This is a genomic window from Aeromonas sp. 160P (assembly GCF_055193095.1).
In genome coordinates, this window is record NZ_JBUXKV010000001.1 from 3,855,808 (window position 1) to 3,882,031 (window position 26,224).

At 54.1% G+C, this 26,224-nt stretch carries 21 protein-coding genes; 7 read left to right on the top strand and 14 right to left on the bottom strand.

The annotated features are described in order from the left end of the window. Positions 1-85: 85 nt before the first annotated feature. Positions 86-661 (bottom strand): nucleotide exchange factor GrpE, encoded by a 576-nt coding sequence (gene grpE / locus ACY8FN_RS17890; RefSeq protein ID WP_463100776.1) that lies wholly within the window; start codon positions 659-661, stop codon positions 86-88. A gap of 236 nt (positions 662-897) precedes the next feature. Between grpE and nadK the strand changes: the two genes are divergently transcribed. Further along, on the top strand, positions 898-1,782 hold the full coding sequence (gene nadK / locus ACY8FN_RS17895; protein WP_101315468.1) for an NAD(+) kinase: 885 nt from the start codon (positions 898-900) through the stop codon (positions 1,780-1,782). Here nadK and ACY8FN_RS17900 read toward each other — a convergent pair. Beyond that, on the bottom strand, positions 1,779-2,711 hold the full coding sequence (locus ACY8FN_RS17900; RefSeq protein WP_463100777.1) for a LysR substrate-binding domain-containing protein: 933 nt from the start codon (positions 2,709-2,711) through the stop codon (positions 1,779-1,781). The genes nadK and ACY8FN_RS17900 overlap by 4 nt on opposite strands. A gap of 162 nt (positions 2,712-2,873) precedes the next feature. Between ACY8FN_RS17900 and ACY8FN_RS17905 the strand changes: the two genes are divergently transcribed. The 6 genes from ACY8FN_RS17905 (at position 2,874) to ACY8FN_RS17930 (ending at position 12,007) form a co-directional block, all read left to right on the top strand. Beyond that, positions 2,874-4,187, top strand: a complete 1,314-nt coding sequence (locus ACY8FN_RS17905; RefSeq protein ID WP_463100778.1) for a 6-phospho-beta-glucosidase — start codon at positions 2,874-2,876, stop codon at positions 4,185-4,187. Positions 4,188-4,350: 163 nt separating this feature from the next. Continuing rightward, positions 4,351-6,015: a DNA repair protein RecN gene (gene recN, locus ACY8FN_RS17910; protein WP_463100779.1), complete on the top strand. Its 1,665-nt coding sequence runs from the start codon at positions 4,351-4,353 to the stop codon at positions 6,013-6,015. Between the two features lie 342 nt (positions 6,016-6,357). After that, positions 6,358-7,248: a manganese-dependent inorganic pyrophosphatase gene (locus ACY8FN_RS17915; protein ID WP_463100780.1), complete on the top strand. Its 891-nt coding sequence runs from the start codon at positions 6,358-6,360 to the stop codon at positions 7,246-7,248. 270 nt (positions 7,249-7,518) lie between these two features. Beyond that, positions 7,519-8,682 carry a macrolide transporter subunit MacA gene (gene macA, locus ACY8FN_RS17920; RefSeq protein ID WP_463100781.1) on the top strand — a complete coding sequence of 388 codons (1,164 nt, stop codon included), beginning with the start codon at positions 7,519-7,521 and terminating at the stop codon, positions 8,680-8,682. Continuing rightward, on the top strand, positions 8,679-10,640 hold the full coding sequence (locus ACY8FN_RS17925; protein WP_463100782.1) for a MacB family efflux pump subunit: 1,962 nt from the start codon (positions 8,679-8,681) through the stop codon (positions 10,638-10,640). Before macA ends, ACY8FN_RS17925 begins: the two co-directional genes overlap by 4 nt. Before the next feature lie 2 nt (positions 10,641-10,642). Further along, positions 10,643-12,007, top strand: coding sequence for an efflux transporter outer membrane subunit (locus ACY8FN_RS17930; RefSeq protein ID WP_463100783.1), 1,365 nt, complete (start codon positions 10,643-10,645; stop codon positions 12,005-12,007). Positions 12,008-12,546: 539 nt separating this feature from the next. On the opposite strand, the gene ACY8FN_RS17935 is transcribed toward ACY8FN_RS17930, so the two are convergent. From ACY8FN_RS17935 to ACY8FN_RS17990, 12 genes are all read right to left on the bottom strand, one after another. Then, positions 12,547-12,957 carry an H-NS family histone-like protein gene (locus ACY8FN_RS17935; protein ID WP_042018649.1) on the bottom strand — a complete coding sequence of 137 codons (411 nt, stop codon included), beginning with the start codon at positions 12,955-12,957 and terminating at the stop codon, positions 12,547-12,549. 551 nt (positions 12,958-13,508) lie between these two features. Next, positions 13,509-15,164 carry a PglL family O-oligosaccharyltransferase gene (locus ACY8FN_RS17940; protein WP_463100784.1) on the bottom strand — a complete coding sequence of 552 codons (1,656 nt, stop codon included), beginning with the start codon at positions 15,162-15,164 and terminating at the stop codon, positions 13,509-13,511. Between the two features lie 178 nt (positions 15,165-15,342). Continuing rightward, positions 15,343-17,454 (bottom strand): YjbH domain-containing protein, encoded by a 2,112-nt coding sequence (locus ACY8FN_RS17945; protein ID WP_463100785.1) that lies wholly within the window; start codon positions 17,452-17,454, stop codon positions 15,343-15,345. After that, positions 17,454-18,200, bottom strand: coding sequence for a capsule biosynthesis GfcC D2 domain-containing protein (locus ACY8FN_RS17950; RefSeq protein ID WP_463100786.1), 747 nt, complete (start codon positions 18,198-18,200; stop codon positions 17,454-17,456). The genes ACY8FN_RS17945 and ACY8FN_RS17950 overlap by 1 nt, the downstream gene beginning before the upstream one ends. Beyond that, positions 18,197-18,841 (bottom strand): YjbF family lipoprotein, encoded by a 645-nt coding sequence (locus ACY8FN_RS17955; RefSeq protein ID WP_463100787.1) that lies wholly within the window; start codon positions 18,839-18,841, stop codon positions 18,197-18,199. Before ACY8FN_RS17955 ends, ACY8FN_RS17950 begins: the two co-directional genes overlap by 4 nt. 57 nt (positions 18,842-18,898) lie before the next feature. Beyond that, positions 18,899-19,159 (bottom strand): hypothetical protein, encoded by a 261-nt coding sequence (locus ACY8FN_RS17960; RefSeq protein WP_463100788.1) that lies wholly within the window; start codon positions 19,157-19,159, stop codon positions 18,899-18,901. 280 nt (positions 19,160-19,439) lie between these two features. Next, positions 19,440-21,617 (bottom strand): polysaccharide biosynthesis tyrosine autokinase, encoded by a 2,178-nt coding sequence (locus tag ACY8FN_RS17965; protein WP_463100789.1) that lies wholly within the window; start codon positions 21,615-21,617, stop codon positions 19,440-19,442. A gap of 62 nt (positions 21,618-21,679) precedes the next feature. Further along, positions 21,680-22,108: an arsenate reductase/protein-tyrosine-phosphatase family protein gene (locus ACY8FN_RS17970; protein WP_463100790.1), complete on the bottom strand. Its 429-nt coding sequence runs from the start codon at positions 22,106-22,108 to the stop codon at positions 21,680-21,682. Positions 22,109-22,345: 237 nt separating this feature from the next. Beyond that, positions 22,346-23,461: a polysaccharide export protein gene (locus ACY8FN_RS17975; RefSeq protein WP_275116278.1), complete on the bottom strand. Its 1,116-nt coding sequence runs from the start codon at positions 23,459-23,461 to the stop codon at positions 22,346-22,348. Between the two features lie 292 nt (positions 23,462-23,753). Then, positions 23,754-24,485, bottom strand: coding sequence for a glycosyltransferase family 2 protein (locus ACY8FN_RS17980; RefSeq protein ID WP_201951848.1), 732 nt, complete (start codon positions 24,483-24,485; stop codon positions 23,754-23,756). 122 nt (positions 24,486-24,607) lie between these two features. After that, positions 24,608-25,411: a hypothetical protein gene (locus tag ACY8FN_RS17985; protein WP_463100791.1), complete on the bottom strand. Its 804-nt coding sequence runs from the start codon at positions 25,409-25,411 to the stop codon at positions 24,608-24,610. Positions 25,412-25,449: 38 nt separating this feature from the next. Then, on the bottom strand, positions 25,450-26,175 hold the full coding sequence (locus ACY8FN_RS17990; RefSeq protein WP_201951851.1) for a glycosyltransferase family 2 protein: 726 nt from the start codon (positions 26,173-26,175) through the stop codon (positions 25,450-25,452). Between the last annotated feature and the right edge of the window lie 49 nt (positions 26,176-26,224).

Consider the following 26,224-nt stretch of genomic DNA (forward strand, 5'->3'; position numbering starts at 1 on the left):
AACCGTAAAGCCGGACAAGATGACGGGATGCAGCACAGATAAACAAAAAGCCCGCCACGGGGCGGGCTTGGGTACCCACAACCAATCAGTCGATCGCTTTGGCGATCATCACCATGGCAGGACGGATCACCCGACCGTTCAGCTCATAGCCTTTTTGCATCACGGCGATGACGGTATTGGGTGCCACATCGGCACTCGGGATCATGCTCATCGCCTGATGGGCATTGGGGTCAAACGGCTGATTGGTGGGGTCCAGTGCCACCAGACCGAACTTGGCCACACCGCTCTGCATGGATTTCAGGGTCAGTTCGACACCTTCGATCATCGGCTTGAGGGCTTCATTCTCTTTGTCGGCCAGTTCGATGGCACGCTCCAGGTTGTCCAGCACCGGCAGCAGCTCGCCTGCGAACTTCTCCAGCGCGAACTTATGGGCCTTCTCCACGTCCTGTGCAGCACGGCGACGATGGTTTTCCATCTCGGCGACGGCGCGAATGGCACGCTCCCGCTCCTCGAGAGAAGACTGTTGGGCAGCTTCCAGTTGCGCTTCGAGTTCAGCAATGCGGGCCTGTTCGGCTGTCACTTCACTGTCTACATCGGTCGGCTCGACTGGTTGGACTTCCACTTGCTCCATCGCTTCAACCTTTTGCTCTTCGTGGTTCATGACATCTCCAATTCAGGGTTACTTCAATCATTGCCGCTATTATGGGGATGCAGCCCCGGCTTTCAAGGGGTAAAAGGCCAATCAGGGCTTCTGAACCGCTGCAAGCGGCTATTTGCCGGTGTCACTGGCCACTCTTTCGCCAGCTGGCGGCAGAGGTACAGCACTATCCGGAGCGCCACAAGCGCGGCAAAGCACTGTATACTGGCCCGCAATACCCATCCCAGACCTGACAGACTATGGATTCTCCGTTCAAAACCATCGCCCTGATTGGCAAACCCCATCATGAAGGGGCCAACCAGACGCTGACCGGCCTGCATCAATACCTGACCACTCGCGGCTTTCGGGTACTGGTCGAGAGCCGGGTCGCCCAGACCCTGAGCATCCTCGATGAAAACGTGATGGATCTGGTGCAGCTGGGCCAGCAGGCCGATCTCGCCATCGTGGTCGGCGGCGACGGCAACATGCTGGGGGCGGCGCGGGTGCTGTCGCGCTTCGATGTGGCGGTGATCGGGGTCAACCGGGGCAATCTCGGCTTTCTGACCGACCTCTCGCCGCAGGATTATCTGCTGCCGCTGGAACAAGTGCTCTCCGGCCACTACAAGAGCGAACATCGCTTCCTGCTGGAAGCCTCGGTCTATCGCCACGGCGAGCGCAAGTCGAGCAATCTGGCGGTCAACGAGGCGGTACTGCACCCGGGCAAGATCGCCCACATGATCGAGTTCGAGGTCTATATCGATGGCAGCTTTATGTATAGCCAGCGCTCGGACGGCATCATAGTGGCCACCCCCACCGGCTCCACCGCTTACTCGCTGTCGGCGGGCGGCCCCATCCTCACCCCCAAGCTCAACGCCATCACCCTGGTGCCGATGTTCCCGCACACCCTGAGCAGCCGCCCCATCGTACTCGATGCCGACAGCGAAGTGCGGCTGCTGGTCTCGCCAGACAATCAGGACGACGCCATGCAGGTGAGCTGTGACGGTCAGGTGACCCTGGCGGTCCACCCGGGGGACGAGATCCTGATCAAGAAGAGCCACCACCAGCTTCATCTGGTGCATCCGCTCGACTACAGCTACTTCCACGTGCTGCGCAACAAGCTCGGCTGGGGCAGCAAGCTGTTTTAAAGGGCAGGATCACTGCTAGGCTGGCTGAGCGCCACCTCGCTGCGCAGCCAGTCGCTAAAGGCGCGAAAACGTGGCCGCTCGCGGTTCTCCCGCGGCGAGATCAACTCGTAATTTCGCCCGGCTGCCACCGCCGGGCCACCTACCGCCACCAACACCCCTTGCTCCAGCAAGCTGCGCACCAGTACCTCCCGCCCCATCGCAACCCCCATGCCACCTTGCGCCGCTTGCAGGGCCATCTGATAGTGATTGAAGCCGTAGTGACGCTGTTCATAAGGCAATGTCATGCCCGCGCCATCACACCAAAGGCGCCACTCAGAGAAGATCTGCTGTACATCGGTCGATTCCGAGGCATGAATAAAACAGGCCTCCGCCAGCCGGGCCGGATCCGCCAGCAACCCCAGCCGCTCGGCATAGGCGGGGGCGCAGACCGGCAGCAGACGCTCCTCCATCAACAGCTCACGGTGCAGATCACTGCAGCGAGTCGCGCCGTAATAGATCGCCAGATCCACCCGCTCCTCGTTGAAATCCACCGCCCCCGCCCGTACCCGCATCATCACGTTCAGCCCGGGCCAGCGCTGCTGGAAGCGGGGTAACCTTGGCATCAGCCAGTTGAGCCCCAGCGTCGGTGCAACCCCCACATGAAGCGTACCGCGCAGATCTTGGGCCCGGATATCTTCAATCTCCTCGTTGATTTGGCGCAGAGAGTGGCTGAGGGTTGCCAGCAGTCGCATCCCCTCCTCCGTCAACGCCAGCTTGCGGGTCAGGCGAATAAACAGGCGAAAACCCAACAACCCTTCCAAATGACGAATGCGGTGGCTGATGGCCCCCTGAGTGAGGTTCATCTCCTCGGCAGCGCGGGTGAAGCTCAGGTGACGGGCCGTACTCTCGAAGGTGTGCAGCAGGGCCAGGGTATTCTGTTGTACCAGCATGGATAACCTCGTTATGACGCGCGTTGCGATGCGGGTTATCAGTATGCCATTTCCCCTCATGCATTAAACAGGCTAATCCATACCGCCCCTTTTTTCGTTTGTCTGCCCGCCACAGCCCCCCTTTAATAGGATCAAACCCTATCCCTGTTCATGAGGTGGACAATGAAAAACGGACTCAAGATTGTGGTCATCGGCGCAGGCTCCAGCTACACACCGGAGCTCATTGAGGGGCTGATCCAGCGTCAGCACGAGTTGCCACTGCGCGAGCTCTGGCTGGTCGACATCGACGATGGCCGCGAGAAGATGGAGATCATCGCCGCTCTCACCCGCCGCATGCTGGCCAAAGCCGGGCTGGCGGTACAGGTTGAAACCCGGCTGGAACGGGAAGAGGCACTGCGCGGCGCCGACTACGTCTGCTCCCAGTTCCGCGCCGGTTGCCTGGAGGCCCGCATCAGCGATGAGCGGATCTCGCTGAAATATGGCCTGATCGGTCAAGAGACCAACGGACTGGGCGGCTTTGCCAACGCTTGCCGGACCATCCCTATCGCCCTGCAGATCGCCGCCGACATGGAACGCCTCTGCCCCGATGCCTGGCTGCTCAACTTCACCAATCCGTCGGGCATGGTGACCGAAGCCGTGTTGCGCCACAGCAAGATCAAGGCGGTGGGGTTGTGCAACGTACCGGTGATCATGCAAAAAGGGGTCGCTACCCTGCTGGAGAGCCGCGATGAGCAGGAGTTCATCATGCAGGTGGCGGGACTCAACCACTTTATCTTCGTGCGCCAGATCCAGCATCAGGGCAAGGATAAACTCGGCGAGGTGATCGCCCTGCTCGCGCAAGGGCCCGATCCGCTGGTACCGCGCAATATTCCCCCCTTTGCCTGGCCCAAGGATCTGCTGGCCAATCTGGGCATGATCCCCTGTGCTTATCTGCGCTACTACTACATGAGCGACGATATCCTCAAGCAGGAGCTCGGTGAGGCCAGTGGCGAAGGAACCCGGGGCGAAGTGGTCAAGGCCATCGAACAGCAGCTGTTCGATCTCTATCGCAACCCGGATCTCGCCGAGAAACCGAAGGCGCTGGAAGGACGCGGCGGCCAGTACTATTCGGAAGCGGCATGCGAGCTAATGAGCGCCATCCACAACGACAAGCGCATCATCATGCACGTCAACACCCGCAACAACGGCGCCATCAACGGTCTGCCGGACGAGTGCGCCGTGGAGGTCAGCGCCCTCATCACCAAGTCGGGTCCGCTCCCGCTCAACGTAGCCCCCTTCCCGCAAGACACCCTGCGGCTGCTGCAGTTGATGAAGGAGTTCGAGCAGCTCACCATCGAGGCCGCCATTACCGGTAACCGCCATACCGCCTGGCGCGCCCTGGTGCTCAACCCGCTCATCACCAGCGGCAGTCGGCTGGAACAGGCGTTGGATGAGGTGATTGCCGCCCATCCGGATCTGATGTCGGCCTTCCACTGACCCCCGCGTCTCTGCTTCTCTAATCTCTCCTCACTATCCCGTGCGGGTCACCACTCTGGTGGCCCGTTATCGTTAAAAATGGCGGCTATCCCTCTTTACTGTATATAAGACCAGTATATACTGTATGCATACACAGTAAAGTTGACCTATACAGGATGAGACCATGCTGACCCAGCTGACCGTCAACAACTTCGCCATCGTCAAGTTTCTCGAACTCGATCTGCAACCGGGGATGACCTGCATCACCGGTGAGACCGGCGCCGGTAAATCCATCGCCATCGACGCCCTCGGTCTCTGTCTCGGGGAACGAGCCGAAGCGGGCATGGTGCGACCCGATAGCGACAAAAGCGAGGTCAGCGCCCGCTTCCTGCTCGACAACAACCCGGCCGCCCGCGCCTGGCTGGCCACCAACGAGCTGGAAAACGAAGGTGAGTGTATCGTGCGGCGAGTCATCTCCGCCGAAGGGCGCTCGCGCAGCTACATCAACGGCGTCCCCGTCCCCCTCACCCAGCTCAAGCATCTGGGCCAACAACTGGTCAACGTCCATGGCCAGCACGCTCATCAGATGCTGCTCAAGCCTGATTACCAGCTCGCCCTGCTCGACGGTTATGCCGGTCACCATCTACTGCTCAATGAAGTGCGCCAGCATTATCAACTGTGGCGCCAGTTGCAAAACGAGCTGAACCGGCTCAAGGCCGAGCAGCAACAGCGGGAAGCCCGCCGCCAGCTCATCGAATATCAGGTGCAGGAGCTGGACGAATTCGCCCTGCAGCCGGGGGAGTTCGAGCAGATAGAAGAGGAGCACCAGCGTCTCGCTAACGGCACAGATCTGATGCAAGAGTGCGGCAGTTGCCTCGATCTGCTCTATGACAATGAAGAGACCACCATCGCCGGTCTGCTGCAAGTGGCAGTAGACAGAGCCGAAGGACTGGTCGCCATGGACAGCCGCCTCACGCCGGTACTGGAGATGCTGAACGAAGCCCTGATCGGGGTACAGGAGAGCCACAGCGAGCTGCGCAGCTACCTCGATCAGCTGGAGCTGGATCCCGAACGTTTCAACGAGCTGGAAGCGCGCCTCTCCAAGGCGATCAATCTGGCCCGCAAGCACCATGTCAAACCGGCAGATCTGGCCCAGCATCATCAGGAGCTGGCCTCCGATCTCGCCCGCCTCAACTCCGACGAGGAGCGGTTAGAGGGGATGGAAGATGAGCTGGCCGAGGCCCGTCAGGCTTTTGTCCAGGCTGCCGAAGCCCTGAGTCAGAGCCGTCAGCGTTACGCCCAGGAGCTGGGCGCCAAGGTGACCAGCAGCATGCACGAGTTGGCAATGCCCGATGGCCGCTTTGCTATCGAGGTGCGCCCCGATGCCCAGAGCAGCCTGTCACCACTGGGTATCGATCGGGTGGAATTTATGGTTACCACCAACCCGGGCCAACCCATTCAGCCGCTTGGCAAGGTGGCCTCAGGGGGTGAACTGTCGCGTATCAGCCTCGCCATCGTGGTGATCAGCGCCCGCAAGATCTCCACCCCCACCCTGATTTTCGATGAGGTAGATGTGGGGATCAGCGGCCCGACTGCCGCCGTGGTAGGTCGCCTGCTGCGCCAGCTCGGGGAGTCAACTCAGGTGATGGTGGTCACTCACTTGCCTCAGGTGGCAGGCAACGGCCACCAGCATATGGTGGTGAGCAAGCATACCGATGGCAAAACCACCGAAACCCAGATGAGCGCTCTTGATGAGAGTGCCCGTCTCAATGAGCTGGCACGCTTGCTCGGCGGCGACCAGATCACCGACAACACACTGGCCAATGCCCGCGAGCTGCTACGTCGCTGAATCAGGCAATAGAGCCGATTTGCAGCAATGACGACTGATGGGGCTGACCAAACATGCTGACTGCGCTGGCACAGGCGAGCGCCATTGCCCTCGCAGCCAGCAATAGCCAATAGCCAATAGCCAATAGCCAATAGCCAATAGCCAATAGCCAATAGCCAATAGCCAATAGCCAATAGCCAATTGTGAGAACCGCAGACGCGTCAGGATTACCGACCCAGATCAATAAAATGGCGAGTTAGGCGAAGCTGGCAGCAACATGGGCGCGGATCCGGTTGCCTTCATGCAGTGGATTTCGCATAGTGTTGCCCCCCTTTATGGGTATCCAATTGTGAGGCTTTGTCTATGATCCACGTTTTTGGTCACAAGAATCCTGATAGCGACAGTATCTGCAGTGCGCTGGTTATCACCGACTGGCTCAATGGCCAGGGCCGTCAGGCCACCCCATGGCGTCTGGGTGACCTGCGCACCGAAACCCGTTTTATTCTGGAGCAGGCGGGCGTCAGCGAACCCGAGTTGCTGACCAAAGATCTGACCGGTGAAGATGTCTGGCTGGTGGATTTCAGTGATCTGGAACAGGGCCCCGCCACACTGGCACAAGCCAATGTACTGGGTCTGGTGGATCACCACCGTCTCGGCACCCTGGTCACCCAGTCTCCGCTGGATGCCTGGATCCGTGCCGTCGGCTGCACCTGCACCATCGCCTTCGACCTGCTGAGCCAGCAAGGTACCGTGACCCGCAGCCAGGCTCGCCTGATGCTGGGTGCCATCATGAGCGACACCCTCTGTCTCACCTCGCCCACCACCACCGAACAGGACAAGATCGCCTGTGAGCGTCTGGCGCCGCTGGCCGAGGTATCACTGGCCGAGTTAGGCCAACAGCTGCTGATGGCAAAAACCGACCTGAGCGGCCTGACCCCGGCTCAACTGCTGCAGCAGGATGAGAAAGCGTTTCAGGCGGAAGGTTACAACTTCATCATGAGCCAGATCGAAGTGGGCAGCGAGCAGCAACTGGCCGAGCAACTGCCGGCCCTGCAGCAGGAGATGGTCCAGCGTGTGGCAAGCGAAGGACTCGACTTCTTCGTACTGATGGTGACTGACCTGACGGCTGCCGCCAGCCGCATCTACTTTACCGCGCACCCGAAAGTACCGGCAGAGTCCAGCTACCACCCGGGCTTTGTCAGCCGCAAGAAACAGGGTCTGCCCTGGGTGATGGATCTGCTGGCCAAGGCCTGATCTGCGCGAGCAACACATGGCTCGCCCCATAACCCATTCTAAAGCCCTGCCTCTGCGCAGGGCTTTTTTCATCGCCACCGCCAGCTGCACTCCCCGCCCCGTCTTGCTGACCATCTCGCTCATTCCTCCTGCCTCTCGCGTATTCCTTTCACGGCTTATTGACAGTTAACCCCATAACTTTGCTTACATATTTGCGACTGTTATTTATCAGGGCTTTGCTGCAGGATAATCGCCGCGCACAACCCTTTTCCGTTTCCATTCAGGTGATCGATGAACATAACCCCCAAGCAGAGAACCCTGGCCATCACCATTCTGATCGCCGTGGTGCTCCTCGGCTGGCTGCTCTGGCCCAGTCAACCACCCAAGGCGATGCTGACCGCTCAGGTGACCCGCGAGGATATTGCCCAGACCGTGCTGGCCAGTGGCGTGCTGCAGGCTATTGAGCAGGTGGATGTGGGGGCCCAGGTCTCCGGTCAGGTTACCAAACTGGCGGTTGAGGCCGGTGATCAGGTCAAACAGGGAGACCTGCTGGCCGAGATCGATCCCCTGATTGCCCAGAACAACCTCAAGACGGCCGAAGCAGAGCTTGCCAGCAACCGCGCCCAGCTCAAGATCAAGCAGGCGCAACTGAAACAAAACGAGCTCGCCTGGCGACGCCAGCAGCAGATGTTCAAGCAGGAGGCGAGCTCCCGGGCCGATCTTGAGAGTGCCGAGGCACTGCTGGCGGTCACCCGCGCCGAACTGCAAAACAGTCAGGCCAATATCGACAACGCCCTGATCAAGGTTGATCGGGCCAAGACCGAGCTGGGCTACACCAAGATCCTGGCGCCGATGGATGGCACCGTCATCAGCATTGTGACCCGTCAGGGCCAGACCCTGGCTGCCAGCCAGACGGTGCCGACCGTGCTCAAGCTGGCCAACCTCGAGACCATGACGGTCAAGGCGCAGATCTCCGAAGCCGATGTCACCAAGGTCAAAGCCGGTATGCCGGTCTACTTCACCCTGATTGGCGATCCGGATACCCGCTATCAGGGCACACTTCGCGCCGTGGAGTTAGCACCTACCAACATCAACGATCAGGCCGCTACCGGCACCACCACCAACAATGCGGCCGTCTACTACTACGCCCTGTTCGATGTGCCCAATCCCGGCCATACCCTGCGGGTGGCGATGACCACCCAGGTGACCATAGTGCTCGGCGAGCGCAAGCAGGTACTCACTGTGCCGCAAACCGCCCTCGGCAAGCAGCTGGCCGACAACGAGTATGAAGTCACCCTGATCAAGGAAGATGAAACGACCGAAACCCGCCATATCAAGACCGGCATGAAAGATGAAATCCGGATCGAAGTCGTGAGCGGGCTAACCGAGAAGGAGGAGGTGCAGCTCAATCACGGCGCCCCCGCCGCCAATGATGAGATGGCGGTGATGCTATGAGTGAGCCCCTGAACCAGCTGCCGTTGATCCAGCTGAAAGGGGTCGAGCGACGCTATCAGAGCGGCGACAGCGAGGTCACCGTGCTCCACCCTCTCGACCTCACTATCGCGGCAGGAGAGATGATCGCCATTGTCGGCGCGTCCGGCTCTGGTAAATCCACTCTGATGAACCTGCTGGGTTGTCTGGATAGCCCGAGCAGCGGCCAGTATCTGTTTCGCGGTCAAGACACCGCCACCATGGATGCGTTGGCGCTGGCCCGGCTGCGCTGCCATCACTTCGGCTTTATCTTTCAGCGCTACCACCTGCTGCCCCATCTCGATGCCGCCGCCAACGTGGAGATCCCCGCCGTCTATGCCGGCACCAGCCGCCCGGATCGCCAGGCGCGCGCACGCCAGCTGCTGGACAGACTGGGACTGGCCGATCGCAGCCACCATACCCCGGGCCAGCTCTCCGGCGGTCAGCAGCAGCGAGTCAGTATCGCCCGGGCGCTGGCCAACGGCGGCGAGGTGATCCTCGCCGATGAACCGACCGGCGCGCTGGATAGCCAGAGCGGCAAGGAGGTGATGGCGATCCTCAAGGAGCTGCACGCTCAGGGCCACACCATTATTCTGGTCACCCACGATATGGATGTGGCCAGCCATGCCGACCGGATCATCACCCTCAAGGATGGTCGGGTAGAGCAAGATAGCGGCCCGCGCCAAACGGCCGCATTGCCCCCACCCACCGCTGAAGACCCTCCCAATAAAGGTGCCATGGGCCACGACTGGGATCGCTATCGGGAAGCGGGACGCATGGCGATCCATGCCATGCTCGCCCACCGGATGCGTACCTTCCTCACCATGCTCGGCATCATCATCGGCATTGCCGCCGTGGTGAGCGTGGTCGCCCTTGGTCAAGGGGCGCGTGCCAAGGTGATCGACCAGATCAATGCGATGGGCACCAACACCATCGAGATCTTCCCGGGCAAGGGGTGGGGTGACGAGAAGATGGCCAGCATCCAGACCCTCAACAAGGGGGATCTCGATGCCCTGCTGGGGCAACCCTATCTTGCGGGCGCCAGCCCCGAGATCGGCAGCTCCGGCCAGCTGCGTTATCGCAACAAGACCAACAGCGGTAGCGTAAGCGGTGTTGGCAACGACTATTTCAAGGTGAAGGGGATGACGTTGGTCAGTGGTCGCTTACTGGAGTGGCAAGATATCCAGCAGCGGGCCGCCGTCGCCGTGGTGGACAAGAAGAGCATCACCAGCCTGCTTGGCAAGGATGATCCGGTCGGCAAGGTGGTGCTGGTCGGCACCCTGCCGGTGCGTATTGTCGGAGTGGTTTCGCAGGAGACCGGTTTTGGCCCCAGCAGCCAGTCGGTCAATATCTGGCTGCCCTACAGCGCAGTGATGAGTCGCCTCATCTCGCAACACCACTTCAGCCAGATCACCATTCGGGTCAAGGATGGGGTACAACCGGCACTGGCCGAGCAGGCGGTGATCGAGCTGATCACCAAGCGCCACGGGGTGAAGGATTTCTTCACCTTCAGCAGTGACAGCATCATCAAATCGGTGGAAAAAACCACCGCCACCATGACCCTGATGGTCTCGGCCATCGCGGTGATCTCGCTGATCGTCGGCGGTGTGGGGGTGATGAACATCATGCTGGTATCGGTGGTGGAGCGCACCCGCGAGATCGGCATTCGCATGGCCGTGGGCGCCCGCCAGTCGGATATTCTGCAGCAATTCCTGATTGAAGCCGTGATGGTCAGCCTGCTGGGGGGGATCTTCGGCGTCGGCCTCTCGCTAGGCATCGGCGCGCTCTTTTCACTGCTGGTGGACTCCATCAAGATGCAGTTCTCGCTCTTCTCCATCCTGATGGCCTTTGGCTGCTCGTCACTCATCGGGATCCTGTTTGGTTACCTGCCGGCACGCAATGCGGCGCGGCTCGACCCTGTTGTCGCACTGGCGAGGGAATAACAATGCACAAACTCTCCTGGCTGGCTCTCTGCATGGCCCTCAGCGGCTGCAGTCAGCACAGCACCTATCAAAGACCCGAGCTGGCGCTCGCCCCTGCGTGGCAACAGACAGAAGGCGCCCAACTGGCTGCGCAGGCAGGCCCCTGGTGGCGGGAATTTCATGATCCCCAGCTCGACAAACTGGTCAAGGCGGTACTGGCCGCCAACCCGGACATGCGTGTGGCGGCCCTCAAGCTCAAAAGCGCCCGACTGGGCGCCGAGCAGGCCGATACCAACCTCACCCCTTCGGTCAATGGCACTATCGGCGTCAGTGGCAACAAAGATCTGAAGACCGGCAAAGGCACCAACAGCCTGGGTCCCTCTCTGAACCTCAGTTACGAAGTGGATTTGTGGGGCAAGCTCGCCTCGGTGCGGGATCAGGCGAGCTGGGAGGCAGCGGCAAGCGAGCAGGATCTCGCCAGTACCCGACTGCTGCTGATCGGCAATACCCTGGAGCAGTATTGGCAGCTCGGCTATCTCGGCTCCGCCATCACCTTGGGCGAGCAACAGCTGGCCAACCTGGCGCGAACCGAGCAGCTGACCCAGACCAAATACCAGGCTGGCGCCATCACCCGGCTCGATCTGGCGCAAGCACGCCAGCAATTGGCAGGCAAACAGGCCGATCTGGCCTCCCTCAAGGCGCAGCAGGAGCAGGCCCGCAATGCCCTGCGTCTGCTGCTGGGCCGCAGCAGCGGGTCGCTGGAGTATGCACCTGCTTACCTTGCAAACCAGACCATTCCTGAACTCGCCGTGGGTATCCCGGCCGATGTGCTGGCCCGCCGCCCCGACGTGAAAGCGGCCGAGTTGCGGCTGCGCAAAACGCTGACAAAAGGGGACGAGATCCGCACCAGCTTCTACCCCAGCCTGACCCTGACCGGCAGCGCCAACACGGCATCCGATAGACTGGCGCAGGTGCTGCAAAATCCGGTCGGCACGCTGGGGGCCAGCCTTGCCCTCCCCTTCCTTGAATACAACCGTACCCAGCTCGCCATCGAAAGTTCCGAGCTGGATTACCAGATCGCCGAAACCGAGTTTCGCAAACAGCTCTACACCGCACTGGTGGAAGTGGAGGACAATCTGGCCGCCCGCCACTATGGCCAGCAGCGACTCGATTATCTGAAAGAGCAGCTAAGTTATGCCCAGGAAGCCGAGCGGCTGGCAAAGGCCCGCTTCCAGGCAGGTGCAACCGGCGTGCAGGCCTGGCTTGATGAGCAGAACCGGCGGTGGGATGCCCAGCAGAGCCTGCTGGCCCAGCAAAAAGAGCAGCTCAGCACCACCGCCAAAATCTATCGCGCCCTGGGTGGCAGCGATAACGTGACACCCCGATAACGCTTCACCCGACTATTCCTCACCCAGCAATGCCCCACTCTGCCAGCAGAGTGGGGCTTCCATCGTCATAGACCATACAGAATTCCCTCTCCCACACTGCTGCTGATATCCATTGCCCATCATCAAGGGGCAGAAATGGCAGCGCAGCCAATTTCGTGCATCGGCCGCCCTGAATATCCCAGCCATATCTTGCGGCTACCTCTGTGCAGAAAGCGCCCAGCAGAGATAACGGTTACCGGATATTCCATCAGCAGCAGGCTTTCTCTTGCTGGGCGATGCCCCATGAAGCGTGAGAAACATATCCGGAGATCATATCTGTACTGCGTTTACAAATAGCGTTATCGCGCTGGTGCTCCGCACGGCTGAATTAATCGCAAACAGTGAGTGATATTGAGTAAAGAAACAGTGAGGCTAAACAACAGCAAAAAGGATACAAGCGAGGATGTAGATAACAGCAGAGGGGATTGGATAACGCGAGCAAAACGGCAAAAAATAATGCCGCCCTTGGGCGGCATTATTCGATTTCTAAACCTGACGAATTAGATCAGGAAATCGTTCAGGTCTTTACCCAGCGCTACTTGAGCAGCAATGGCTTTCGGCATACGGCCTTGACCGGTCCAAGTTTTCATTTGACCGTCTTCTTCATACTGATATTTGGCCGGACGCGGAGCACGCTTGCTCTTGGCAGCACCGGCAGAAGCAGCGGGGGCAGCAGCGCTAGCCAGCAGCTCGCGAGGATCAATACCCGCCTGCTGCAGCATTTCGGTGAATTCATTCAGTTTGCGCTGACGCTCTTCCTGTTCAGCTCGGTCCTGTTCAACAGAAGCAGCGCGCTCTTGATAAACCAGGTCAAACTTCTCTTTAGCTTCCAGCAGTTGCTCAAACGGCAGCTCACGAATAGCGGCGCGCAGACTGCGGATGTTCAGCAGAACTTTCAGAAACTCGTTCATTATTTCCTCACAAAAAAGTCGGTTACAGGGATTACTGTTTCAGAATAGCATGGACAATTCATAACTACATGCAATTTTTACCATCTGAACAAATTTTGAAAGCATATGAAAATAAACTTGCCAGCAAGCTAACTCCTTCATCCGTTAAATGCACTCCGCCAAGACATCTTTTTTGATATCACAGCCAGACTTAACATACGCATCTGAAACTATTAATTGGAGGTTCAGAGTAATTGTTATAAAAATTTTTCCGAAAATACTATTGATGTTTCAAGCGATGCTTGAGCAATGACCGACATCAAAAACAGAGCTATGCCTTCTCGTGTCATGAGCGCTTTAAGCGAATACTCTATATTCATCCACTGGCCCCAGAATCCAAAAGCCAATAAAAAACCTTAAAAACAATGGTTTAACATCAAACCAAGAAACATAAAAGGTACTCCATTAAAGGGAGGTTGTCCCTCTTTCATGCGCAACAGGGCTCATTCCAACCGCTATAACGGGATAGAGACAACTCGCTATCATTGCCTCATACCCCATTTTCCCAAGCCTTAGTTGGCGGCTCCAGTAGGTAAAGTATCCACCCCGCTAACCACAGGTTTAGACGTTACCTCAATCAGCAATGGTTCTTTTGGATACCAACGGAGTGCTTCGGCTCTTAAATGACGGGCATCGTCAGGACGCCCCAACGCATCCAATGCAACAACCATGTTCGCGTAAATATTTGCTCTGGGCGTATGGCGTACAAAATCTTGCCCCCATGCCAGATAAGCCCCCAGCTCGGTCTTATTCTGAGTCTGTAAACCCACCATCAGTCGCACCGCGTTTACATCAAACTCTACCCGCGTCAACCAAGCCATTGGATTGATAATATCCAGCAACAATGATGGCTCCTTATACCCCCCTCGTTCGTACTTGGTGACGACCCAGGCAGTATGAAGCGCAGTCAACATAAATGGCACGATAAACAAGGGGATCGAAACGGCTAGAAAGCGCAACAACAACTTATGGGGGTAACGGTATACGACTATCCCTTTGGTAGCGAATCCACCACAAGTTTCATCGATATACCAGACCAACATCAGTAAAAATATCCAGTGAGCAATGGAGTGATAGAGGGGGTACTCGACCAGGGTATGAAGTGTAATCGGTGCGACCAATGCCAATAAGGCCAATCCACGCGACCAAGATTGACCCGTTACACGCCATATAACAGCAGCGCCCATCATCAGGAGCCCAATGACAGGCAAGATACCGCCTTCAACAGCCCAGTAAAGCAGCTCATTGTGAGGATGATCAAGGTTGTACTCAATCTGTGGCATTGCCGGACTCAGCAACTTGTCTGCCATATAGTTATGCAGGAACACTGATTCGAAAGAACCATATCCCCATCCGGTAAAAGGATTTTGTGCCAGCAGCTGCCATGCATACGACCAATAAATCGTACGATATCCACCCGACTGATAAACAGAAAGACCCCGCTTGACCCCTTCCACACCATACAGAGATGCAAGTCCGATCAATACGCCCAATAAGGTGCATGAGAGAGTAACCTTCAGAGCGTGGTTTCTCTGCAACCAGGGAAGCATCATCAGCAAAACCAATATTCCACCCAGTTGTCCGACTCTGGATTGAAGAACAATCAGCAGCACCACAGAGCCAACGATCACGTAACCCTGTAGTACTTTCAACCACCGATGTTGATTGAGGGTATTTAGCCACGCAGCCAGTGCCAAACCGGTTGCCATAAAACTGGCCATGACATTGGGTTGCTGAAAAATGCCATAAGGACGATTTGCTTTGGTGTCATAGCCAAGCCAATTGCCCGGTGTTAATAGGTAATATTGCGCCAAGCCCAAAGTCATTTCGATGGCTACCGCGACCAGCATAAGCGTCAACAGCTGTTGACGAGCCTTCTGTGCAAGACGGAACTGATACAACGAGAAGAGGAACAACCCACCGCCGACAAGACCACCGAGGCGAGGAAGGGCGTAATCACGCAAGGTGACATCAGACCACGCCATGGGTAGCAACATCAATGCAATAGCGCCCCCCCAAACTTGCAAGAGTGTGCTGGATACCAATTCGCCTTTCGATGTGATATGCCACAACCCCAGACAGATCATCAAAGAAGCAAATATCCACCCCCATGCGTTGAAAGGAAGATAGAGACCTGCCCCACCCGGGTTATGCATGAAAAAATGCATCCCAAGCCCCAGCCAAAGTATGCTTATCCCCCAAAAGAGAGAAAAAACACGCTTTTCCCGATTGGCTGATGGCACTGATGACCCAGTGGATGGAAATGTAGGCATAAAAAAAGCGCTCTGAAAAAATGGTGTTTCATACAACCATATTCAGAGCGCTTTACTCAAGCTATAGCATTAATTAGTCAGGGAAGGATGCGTTGCTACTCAAACTGTAAAGACTATATTTTCTGGCCAACATCTGACCCCCATCTCTGGTCAATGGCATCCAGCCAATAGAGCCTTTGCTGGTTGTCGGGCGCAGCAACATCAAGTCGAAGGGAATAGTCACATAGATACCTTTGGTGAAACTACCCTCTCCATACTCATCCGCAGAGACATCGGTAAGCGTTGCAAACACCCCGGCCACGACGCCAGATGAGAATCGTTTGGAAAGATCCAGTGTAGCCCCGACATCCCCAGCCAGATAACGACCAATAGACAGCTGGGCAGTCACATCATCGACATAGGGCAGTTGCCAATAACCGGTGACATGGCCAGTCGCCACATCGTAATCGGCCATCCGCAAGGTATTGTTCCAATCCCGTTGCTTGACCCAGTTCACATCAGCCCCAATCGCCCATGAACGGCCAAAAGGACGATAAAGCAGTTCTGCACCACCACCGGCGTACATCATCTCCAAATAGCCGGCATAAGCCTGACCATACCACTCAGGCGAGAACTGCTCGAGATGGGTGGCTTGCAGGTTGTTAAGCAATACATCAGAGGAACTGACATATTCCCGGATCCAGGTTCTCACCCTGGGCAGGGCATCCCCGTCCAGCGGTGGATTCTTGTAATTGAACTTGTCGTAGTTATTGGCCAGGTTCACAAATACCGTGCCACCCAGCCAGTTCTTCTCGGTCACCCGCCAATCACCATTGAAGTTGAGACCAAGCTGATACATGTAGAAAGACTCCGGCCCCCCAACAGACTGGTTCAACACCGGATCCACGCTGTAACTCAGCGCCGAGCTGCGACTTTCATGGCGCACAGGTGCCGACGGTGCATTGGCTGCGATGACATCCGACTTATAAGTGCTCTCTTGTCCCAATGGGAGGTCACTGTTTGCCAACCGAACAGAGTCCATGTCCACTACTGTCTCGCGGATATCGAGCCCTTTCTTCTGCTCAACGATATGCAGAGAGTGAACGGAAGCTGGCAACGCATTCGCTGCCAATAATGACATTCGATCTTCGGCTTCATCTGGCTGACGATACTTCAGCTGCTCACCGCTGACAAAAACACGATCTTCCGTGCCATACCAGACCAGATCACGATATCCAGCATTGCTTTTCGTCTGCTCACTGAGTGCAGCCCAATCGACCTCACTCAGTTGGGCCGGATTCTTTTCCGGTTGATACTCGGTCCGGGGCTCATCCAGATGGGCCTGCTGCAACTCATTAAAGTTGGTGCGCATAGTAATGCCCCACATCAGGGTATTGCCACGCTGATAACTGAGATGTGTATCCATATTATCGAAAATACGATACACGGCACCAATGTTGACAGGTGAGCTATGCGGCAAGGCCCCATACCCGCCTTTGCTGTTACGGGCCGCATATTCGCGGCTGTAATCATTACCGTCATATTCCAGTTTCAGACGCAAAGGACGCCATGGCGTCTGATATTCAATGCCACCAAACAAGGCTGCGGGGCCGTGGAATAGACTATCGACTTCAAATTTGCCGCCATTACCAGCATATCCATCATTACGCTGGCACCAGCTCTCTTTGTATTCACAGAAGGGATTCTTGATATTGCCACTCTCAGCCATGTTCCCCCAGCCCATCCCCAGGGTGAAATCAAACGGGCCATAGCGTTTGCTGGCAACAATGTATTCGCTATCGAACAGACCAGTACCCATCAAGTCTCTGAAACCTAATGAAACTTGTGGTAAGTAATCAGACTCTTGCCAAAGTCGGAATTTAAAATCCATCGACTTATCTTTATAAGTCTGATCCCCACTGAACTGCTCATAAGGGCTATACATGCGAGTTCTGACATCGGTATAACGCAGCGTGGCCTCAAACCAGTCAAATGGCTGCATGGAGATCGACCAGCGCCGATACTCTTCGTTATCCATGTAGTTGAAACTGAACTCGCCTTCTGCGGCCATTCTGGCACTGGGCATCTGCAGCAGACCTGCGCCACCAAAATCACTTTGCGATGGGCCATAGGGATCATTCGCCCCGGGTGCAGCAACACAAACGGTCGAGACTGCCAGGGCAATATATGAAAGTTTTGGAATCATTAATGAGGCACCCTGTTTGCAATTATCTCGGCGATCCGCTGATTCAGCCCGGAAAATGAAGAGGGCAACAGATCAGGATCAAACCCGACCAGCAATGCAGCACCCGCCATGGGTTCACGATGCAGCTTGTTCCAGATGGCGACGGGGACCATCTCGATATCGCCGGTTGGCTGGATCAACACAAGATGAGCCGAATCAGCCCCCTCCAGCAGCGCATCACGCTTCCAATACTCATCGACACCCGCGCCGGGAATCAGAGGTAAGGTGGGGAGCGCTTCCATCAAGCCGAACATGGCAACCTGAGACTGACGAGCAGCAACAAATAGTCGGTAGTTGCCTTCCAGGCGTGGGTTCTCCTGCTGGGAACGCTGGGCGTTGTCAGGATCAACCATCACAGGCAAGCGGCCGGTAACAGTCATGCCTTCAAGTTGACGCGCAAGACGAGCCGTAGAAGAGGCAAGTTCAGCCTCGCCTTCGCTACGCCATGCACTCTCGAGGCGTCCCAACTCACGGATCACCGCCGCTTGTTTGAGCTCACACTCATGTTGACGAGTCGGTGTCGTAATTTGGGCTGAGCGCCAATATATGGGTGATGGCAGCAGCTTGTTTCTCAGCAAGGCGTCAAGGCGCGCCCCCTCACTCAAGGTGATGGGATCTTGAAGACGTCCCTGATAGTAAATGCTGACGCTGGTATCAGCGAGGCAAGCACCGGAAAGCAATAAAAGAGATAGGGTCAGTGTTTTCATGACGAGAATGGCTTCAAAATGGTGAGTTCAATGACCGGCAGATCAAGGCCGAGATGTTGCTGGGTTTTCACTACCTGTCCACTAACCGGATCTCGCCAGAAAACGTTGGTCCAGGATTTCCCCCCCGGGAACATTGAAACAGTCTCTTCAAAGCGCGTAGCTGAAACTCGTCGCGTTACCAGATCCAGCTCATCCTGCCCGGCACGAACCATCTTCCCTTCAAGACGGTAGCCGCTGAGATAGCGCTGTTCCCACTCTGCCAGGGCACTCCAGTTGGCAGATGAGACCGCAGCCCGCGAGAGTGGATCTGCAGAACCACTCTCGCTAATGACCAGGTCATTTTCCATACCGACAGTTTTGATGACACGGCCATGGCGGGTAATAATCATGACCCGATCAGCCGTCAGCCAGGAGAGTTCATCCCCATTGACATAAGCCAATACCACGAAGATCCGCGGGTTATCACCGATTTTCAGATAAGCACTTGCATAAGGTAGTTTATTGACATGCTCGGCACTGACTGTCACATCATCAGCCCCTAACACGGCATATTTGAGAGTTTCGCTCGTCACAGAAGCAGTATTTGAACAACCAGTGAGAGATAACAAACCAAGAAAAACAAGATTGCGCGATAAAGACATAGAGTGGCCACAGTGACAAATAAAAAAATAAGGCTGCCAAAGCAGCCCTATATCATATTAACGAGTACTGGTTGTGGTTCCGGTACCACGGCCGGAATCATCGTTGGAGTTGGCATTTGCAATGGCAAAACCAGCAACAACCGCAGCACCCACACCAACGGCAACGATGGTGCCAGTCCCGATGGCAGCAGCACTGGCAGCACCAGCACCTGCGGCCCCGGCAGAACCGGTGGATGCGGTAGCAGCAGCTTCTTCAGCAGCCATCACACCATGAGAGAATGCCATGGCAGCAGCCAGAATCAGGGCGGTTTTTTTCATTTCATCTTTCCTTGTTTATTGTCTACTTGTGGCTCAGAGAAAATATGGCATGACAACAATGCTATTACCATATCCTCCTTTACCAGCGCATTGCTATTTTCACAAAAAGTTAAGTAACTCATTGTAAATATAGATAATTGCAAATATAGCATACCATCGGGTTGCTATTATTGCACTGAAATACAGGTTGCATTCGAAAACTATTTTATGGTGGTGATAAAAAAGGTGCGCCATGAAGACGCACCCTGCATTCACCCAATGCGGTTATCAAAACAGAATGTCAGGCTTTTTCCTTGCTGCCATAACTGTATTGATAATATCCGTAGTTACCGTAATAACTGCTCGCCTTCTTCTCGACCGCGTTGAGCAAGATCCCCTTGATGACGACCCCGTTTTGCTCGAAGCGACGAATGGCCACCTCCACCTCTTTGACCGCAGTCTTGGCGAAGCGGGCAACCAGCAAGGATGCGCCCACGTGCTGGCCAACGATGGCAGCATCGGTGACCGCCAGGATGGGAGGGGAGTCAACGATGACAAAATCGTAGTGCTCGCTCGCCCAATCCAGCAGCGCTTTGAAACGAGGATGCATCAACAGCTCGGAAGGGTTGGGTGGCACGGCGCCACGGCAAACAAAATCAAGTCCGTCAAACCCGGTCTGGCTCACAACGTGTGCCAACTCGGTCTGACCAGCCAGATAAGAACTCAGACCGGCGCCCATCTCCTGCCCCATGACCTTCTGCATATAGCCTTTGCGCAAGTCGGCATCGATAACCAGAACCTTCTTGCCGCCCAGTGCCAGAGTGGCAGCAAAGTTGGTCGACACGAACGTTTTGCCAAGGCCCGGGCCCGGGCCGGAGATCATCACTATGTTGTTTTTGGCTTCCATCATGGCGAAGTGCAGACTGGTTCGCAGGCTACGCAGTGACTCCATCGCCAGATCGGCCGGATTACGCGCAGCCAGCAACGCCTCGTTGAGGGGCATTGCCTGCCGCTGCTTCTTCTTCTGCTGCTGCTCGATCTTGGCCTGCTCATCGGAATAGGGGATGGTGGCATAGACAGAAAGCCCCATCTCTTCCAACTGTTCCGGGCTTTCCACACCACGGTGGAAGGCCGCGCGCACCAGGATCAAGCCCACCGACAGCATGCCACCCAGCAGTGTCGCCAGTACCACGATCAACGGCTTCTTCGGCTTGACGGCACGGGTTTCAACGGCGGCATCATCGATGATCCGCACATTGCCGACGGTACCCGCCTTCATGATATTGAGCTCTTGCTGCTTGTTGAGCAGCTGGATGAAGATCTGCTGACCAACCTGCACATCACGAGTCAGACGCAAGATCTCCTGCTGGGTTTTTGGCAAACGCTTGATCGACTTGTTGATCACATTTTTGGTATTCATCAAGGTCTGGCGCTTTTCCATCAGGGCGATGTAAGCGGGGTGTTGGCGGGTATAGAGTTGCTGCAACTCAGCTTCCCGGAAGGTCAACTCATTGAGCTGCTTCTCGAGGCCCACCATGGTATCCAGTGCCGCCTTGGCTTCCAGCGACAGATCGACCGACTCATTCTGCTGACGATAAACATTCAACAGCTCTTCAGAACGATTCAGCTCGTCTTTGACTTGAGGCAAATGGACTTGCAGGAAATCCAGGCTCTTCTGGGCCTCTTCAGTCTTGCGCACCACATTCTGCTGCAGATAGTTCTGGCTGATGTTGTCGAGCACCGCACGAATGCGGCTCTTGTCTTCCCCTTCCAGCGCCAGCGAGATGATCCCGGTATTTTTACCCTTTTCACTGACCTGAAGGTCACGCTGCAACTCAGCGATCACATCCAGTACCGGTTGTTTGACCAGCGTGAAGACCTGCCCCTCATCAGCCGATACATCAGACAACAGCAGGGTAACATCATCTTTCTCAAGCAGTTTGCCAACCTGGCCTTCCAGCAACCGCCCCTCAACCTCGAGGGTAAACTGTTTGTCTTCACCCAAGGTCAATGTCATCGGTACATCCAACAATTCCGGCACCACCTCAAAACGGCTTACCGCCATCTTGGGATAGGGATGCCCCATCAGCCGTGACAGACCACGGCCAACCAGCGGGAAGAAATTGGGTGTCACTACGGTATCGAGATGAAGCTCTTGTACCGTACGGCCAAGCACCATACGAGAAGTCAGCAGCTCAATCTCGGCAGCGGCATCAGGCTGTTCACCGCCCAATACATCAGCCATATCCCCAAGCAGCGCAGCACCACTGGCTTTTTTCTCCACCTGCAGCAAGGCGTTTGCCTTGAAGACCGGGGTCGCCAACAGGGCATACGCAACGCCAAGTACCATAAACAGAGCGGTGATCGTCACAATCCACCAACGGCCATCGATCAGGTAGCCCAGCAGGCGCCCCAGATCGATCTCGTCATTCTCCACCGCGGCACTGCTCTGCCGGGACGAAACAGAAGAAGTCGTCATTAAACACAGTCCATTTTTATTGTCAGATACAACCCAAACACCACCAGACGCTGCGGATGTCGTTACAGTTTTTTCGTCCACCCATCGGCGCTACGCACCAACAGCTGGTAAACATGTTCGTAAGCTTCCCGGCTCAGACGATAGGGATCAGGCACTTCGCTCTCCCCCTGCCAGTGGCCAAACAGCATGGTTTTGCCACGTGCCCCCGGGTCAATGGCCGTGACGGCAGAGATATGCCCTTTCTCCATCACCAGGATCAGATCGGCATCCTGACAGAGCTCGCGGGTCAGTTGGCGCGCCGAGTGTCCCTCAAGGGAAAGACCATGCTGCTGTGCCACCTCGCTCGCGACCTTGTCGGCCGGCTTGTCAACCAGGGCACTGACCCCGGCAGAACTGACCTGACGGCCGGGCAAACGCTCGCGAAGCAGTCGTTCACCGGTTGGGGAGCGGCAAATATTGCCCACACACACCACAAGAATTTTTTCAAACATATCGCTGTCGCTCTTTAAAAATAAAATCTGCAGCCACCGCTCCTCACTACGTGCATCGTCTCGATAGGTAGACGGGTAGAGGGCATCGCCCCTGCCCTATCCTCCCCGTTTGTCACCGCATCAAGGCAACAAACAACCGGAGATAAGGGAGGCATCAGCCCCCCTCTCAATGCCATCTCCCTGAGGGAGTGCGGCTACACGTCAATCAAGCGGGAGAGGTTAAGCAACATCACGGTTTTACCAGTTGCGAACCCGCAGCATGCCTTCGGTCAGCTCGTTAAAGCCGTTGATGGAGGGCACCAGTTGACTCAACACGCGATTCCAGCGCGTCACCGGCGCCGTGGTGACATAGACCACGTCGTAAGGTTGCAACGCAAACTCGGTACCCATCACCAGCGCGGTGGCATCACTCAGGTCGAGCTGATAAATGGCGGCTTTCTCTTGGGCTTTCGCGGCGGGGCGCAATACGAAGATGCCGGTCGCATTGGCGGCATTCTGGTTAAGGCCCTCGGCACTACTCAGCGCTTCGGTCAGGCTCATCCCCTCACGACCAATGGTCAGGGTCGATGCCTTGTTGACCTCACCCATCACAAAAACTTTCTGGGCATCGTTGCGTGGCACATAGAGCATGTCGCCGTCACGCATCAGCTGATTGTGAGAGAGATCCCCATACTGCAGCAGGTCCTGCATGGAGAGCGGGAACTCCTTGCCCTGGCGGGTCAACACCACATGGTGCCAATCCGCAGTCGGGGTCAGCCCGCCAGCCAGATTGAAGGCATCGAGCAGGGTCATCGGCACATTGGTGATGGGCTGGGCGCCCGGCTTGGTCACCTCACCGGAGATATAAACCTTCTGGGAGCGGAACGCTGCAATGCTCACATCCACCTGCGGGCTCTCGATAAACTGGGCCAAGCGCTTGGCGATATCGGTACGGATCTGTGCGACAGTTTTACCCACCACGGCCACCTTGCCGATATAGGGGTAGAAGATGGTGCCATCGGCGTGGACCCAGTTGCCCGCTTCGCTGGCACTGCGGTAAGAACCGGCCGGGATGGTCAACTCGGGGTGATCCCACACGGTGACATTGAGGATGTCGCCCACACCAATCCGGTACTCGTAACGGCTGATCTCGCTATTGAGCTCGGGGTTGGCCTTACCCACCACCGGCGCCTTGCGCAGCTGGCTGATCAACGCAGGGGTAACCGGATAGACATCTGCTAGCTGATCAACATCAACGGAACCTGTAGCCACCTCGGTTTTGCCACTGGTGGAAAGATTGGTACCGGGCACCACAGTGCACGCACTGAGCAGGGCCACGGCCGACAACAGAGGAATGAGCTGAATCCTTTTCACTACCACACCTTATTAAGCTTGCCATCAAGAACTGAACGGAAAAATCGCCGTATGATAGCGGAAATTTCGGATAAATATGAGAGGAATTTATAAAAAATCACCAAATAAAAGTAAGCATGGCTCTGGAAGATAACATCTATAAAAATATGATTATCATGCAACCAAGTTATACCGTTGATGATTGGATTACTCTAATCACTCAGGCCCAAATTGACAACCAGCCAAATTATAAACATAACTGTGACAAATTGAGCCGCAATAATAACGCCAAATTCTCACATGCTATAGAAAACTAACGCACCAATGCATTCAATACATAACAATGCCAATAGTAAGCACTTTTAAAAACACCAAGACCTAAATGTTTTCTATATATATCCCATTGCCACAAACTGGCTTTAAACTTGTTTCCAGAGAGTGATTTCTCTGACACTCTATAATACGCCAAATTGTCTTGCACACAGAAACATTTCGATGTGCGGCTCATCACATCAAGCCACATAATATAGTCTTCATGTCCAACTTGACGCTGAAAAACCTTACCTATACGTTCCTGATTGTACACACCAGTAAGGTTCCCAATTTTATTTCCGGTTAGCATATCAGAATAAGTAAACTCACTAGGGAAAGTTCTTGTGGATATCGTGGAGTCTATCGAATTACTAAATGTTGAATAGTTGCTACAGACGACGTCATAGCCATTTTCCAACATAAATAATTGGCTCTTTAGTTTGTTTTTAGTCCATTGGTCATCACTATCGAGAAATGCAATATAACGTCCCTGAGCAGCAGAGATCCCAACATTTCTCGCTATTGATACTCCTTGGTTACTGACTTGCCGAATATAACAAATCCTTGGATCATTAAAAGATAAAACCAAGCTTTCAGTATTGTCTATCGATGCATCATCAATAACATACAATTTCCAGTCTTCATAAGTCTGAGCTAACACAGAATTAATACTGGATACTATGAATGCTTCCGCATTGTAAGCAGGCATAATAATTGATACTGTTTCAATCATGGCTAAAAGCCTTTCCTATATTAAACACCACGCATTCATAAAATCATAGTCATAACATATCGCCCAGTATATAAGCGCTCTGAATTATGACTTTACTATCAAATAAAACCGAATTAAAAATGCTAACGTTTAAATGGGCGAATTAACTTTGAAGCACACCAAAGAATTATCATCCTATGATGCCGTAAAAATTTATTTCCATTGATAAACTTATAATAATTGTGAGCAACGATCTGTTTTTTTAGAGCCCGTAACACTGGCATATTAATGGAGTCATTCCCACCATGGATTAAACGGCAAACGTGCTCGTCTATATATGCCACTTCATCAGAGTTTAGTAAACATGCAAGCATGTTAATACGAGAATCTAACCATACATCATCAAAGCCCTCTTTGAAGATGAACGCCTTATATTTTTCTAAAAAAAATCCTGAAACAATAATCGATGATGTAACAGATATCGTGGGGAATATTGAACTGTTAAAGCAAACTTTTCTTTTTATATTTTCATAATATATATCATTTTCAGAAACATTTTTCACTTGAGTAAAGTTTACTACAGATGACTCGATTTTTCGTTTGAATTCAGCGCTTATGATTGAGAAGTCGAAGTAATCATCTGCATCCATAAGCCAATAATAGTCTGATGATGAAAAATAATCACTTGCCATGACTTTCCCTAAACTTTCAATTTGCCCCATGTATGGCATTTTTCTTCCGTAGTTAAGCTCACTCCTTTCAAAAACAACAATGTTATTAATCCCCTTGGAAACATATTCATGTATGATCTTAAGGCTATCATCTGTGGAACCATCATCGCAAATCAGTATCCTGAAGTATGCGTCATTATAAATTGGCTCCATCTTTGTCAGTAGTTTTGTCAAAAAATCAGAATAATTCCAATTAAACACAACAACATTAATCACTTACGCACTCTCCAAAATAAACAATCTACATGCCAAAGTTATCTATATAACTTTTCAACTAAATTTTCTTGCCCTATCATATTTATATAACGAATTCTCTTAAAATGAATAAAGCATGGTGTAAATATTGTAGAACGATATTGTTCAAGCTTAGAAAGCTTATAATCAAACTTCAATTCTTCGTAATATTCGCCATCAACAAAATTAAATGAACCATCATTTTTAAAAACATATCTTTCAAAGGATAACTTCATTCCATATACTTCAACGCCTCTAAATATTATTACCCTCTTATTTTTTCTCATTAGATTTTGAATTTTAATAAGCGCTGATGGAGTATACAACAAATGAGCATCTGCTTTCATGACGTAATCAGAAGTGGCTTTTGAGAAAGCAAAGTTATAATATGCTGCTAATGAGTTCTCCTTTGTTAGATTGCGAGAATAACTCTCTCCAGCAATAGCCAGCTTATGATTATAACAATAGATTTTAATTATACACAGATGAGATAGTTGATCTTTCAATCTGTAAGCAATTTCAAGAGTCGCATCAGATGAATTATTATCAACAATAATGATTTCTCTACAAATAAGAGCTAGCGAGCTTATAGATACCTCTAAGTATGTTTCTGCATTTTTTACTCTGAAGACTGCAGACAATGTGGGTGAACTGGCTCTTTTTTTATATATATCATCTTGTATCGAACCGACACTCTTATCAAACTCCAACCTCTTTAACGTATTTTTTAAACCAATGTCAAACATTCTTCCCGCCAGCATTTACACCTCGCACCACACATATCAATAATTGATT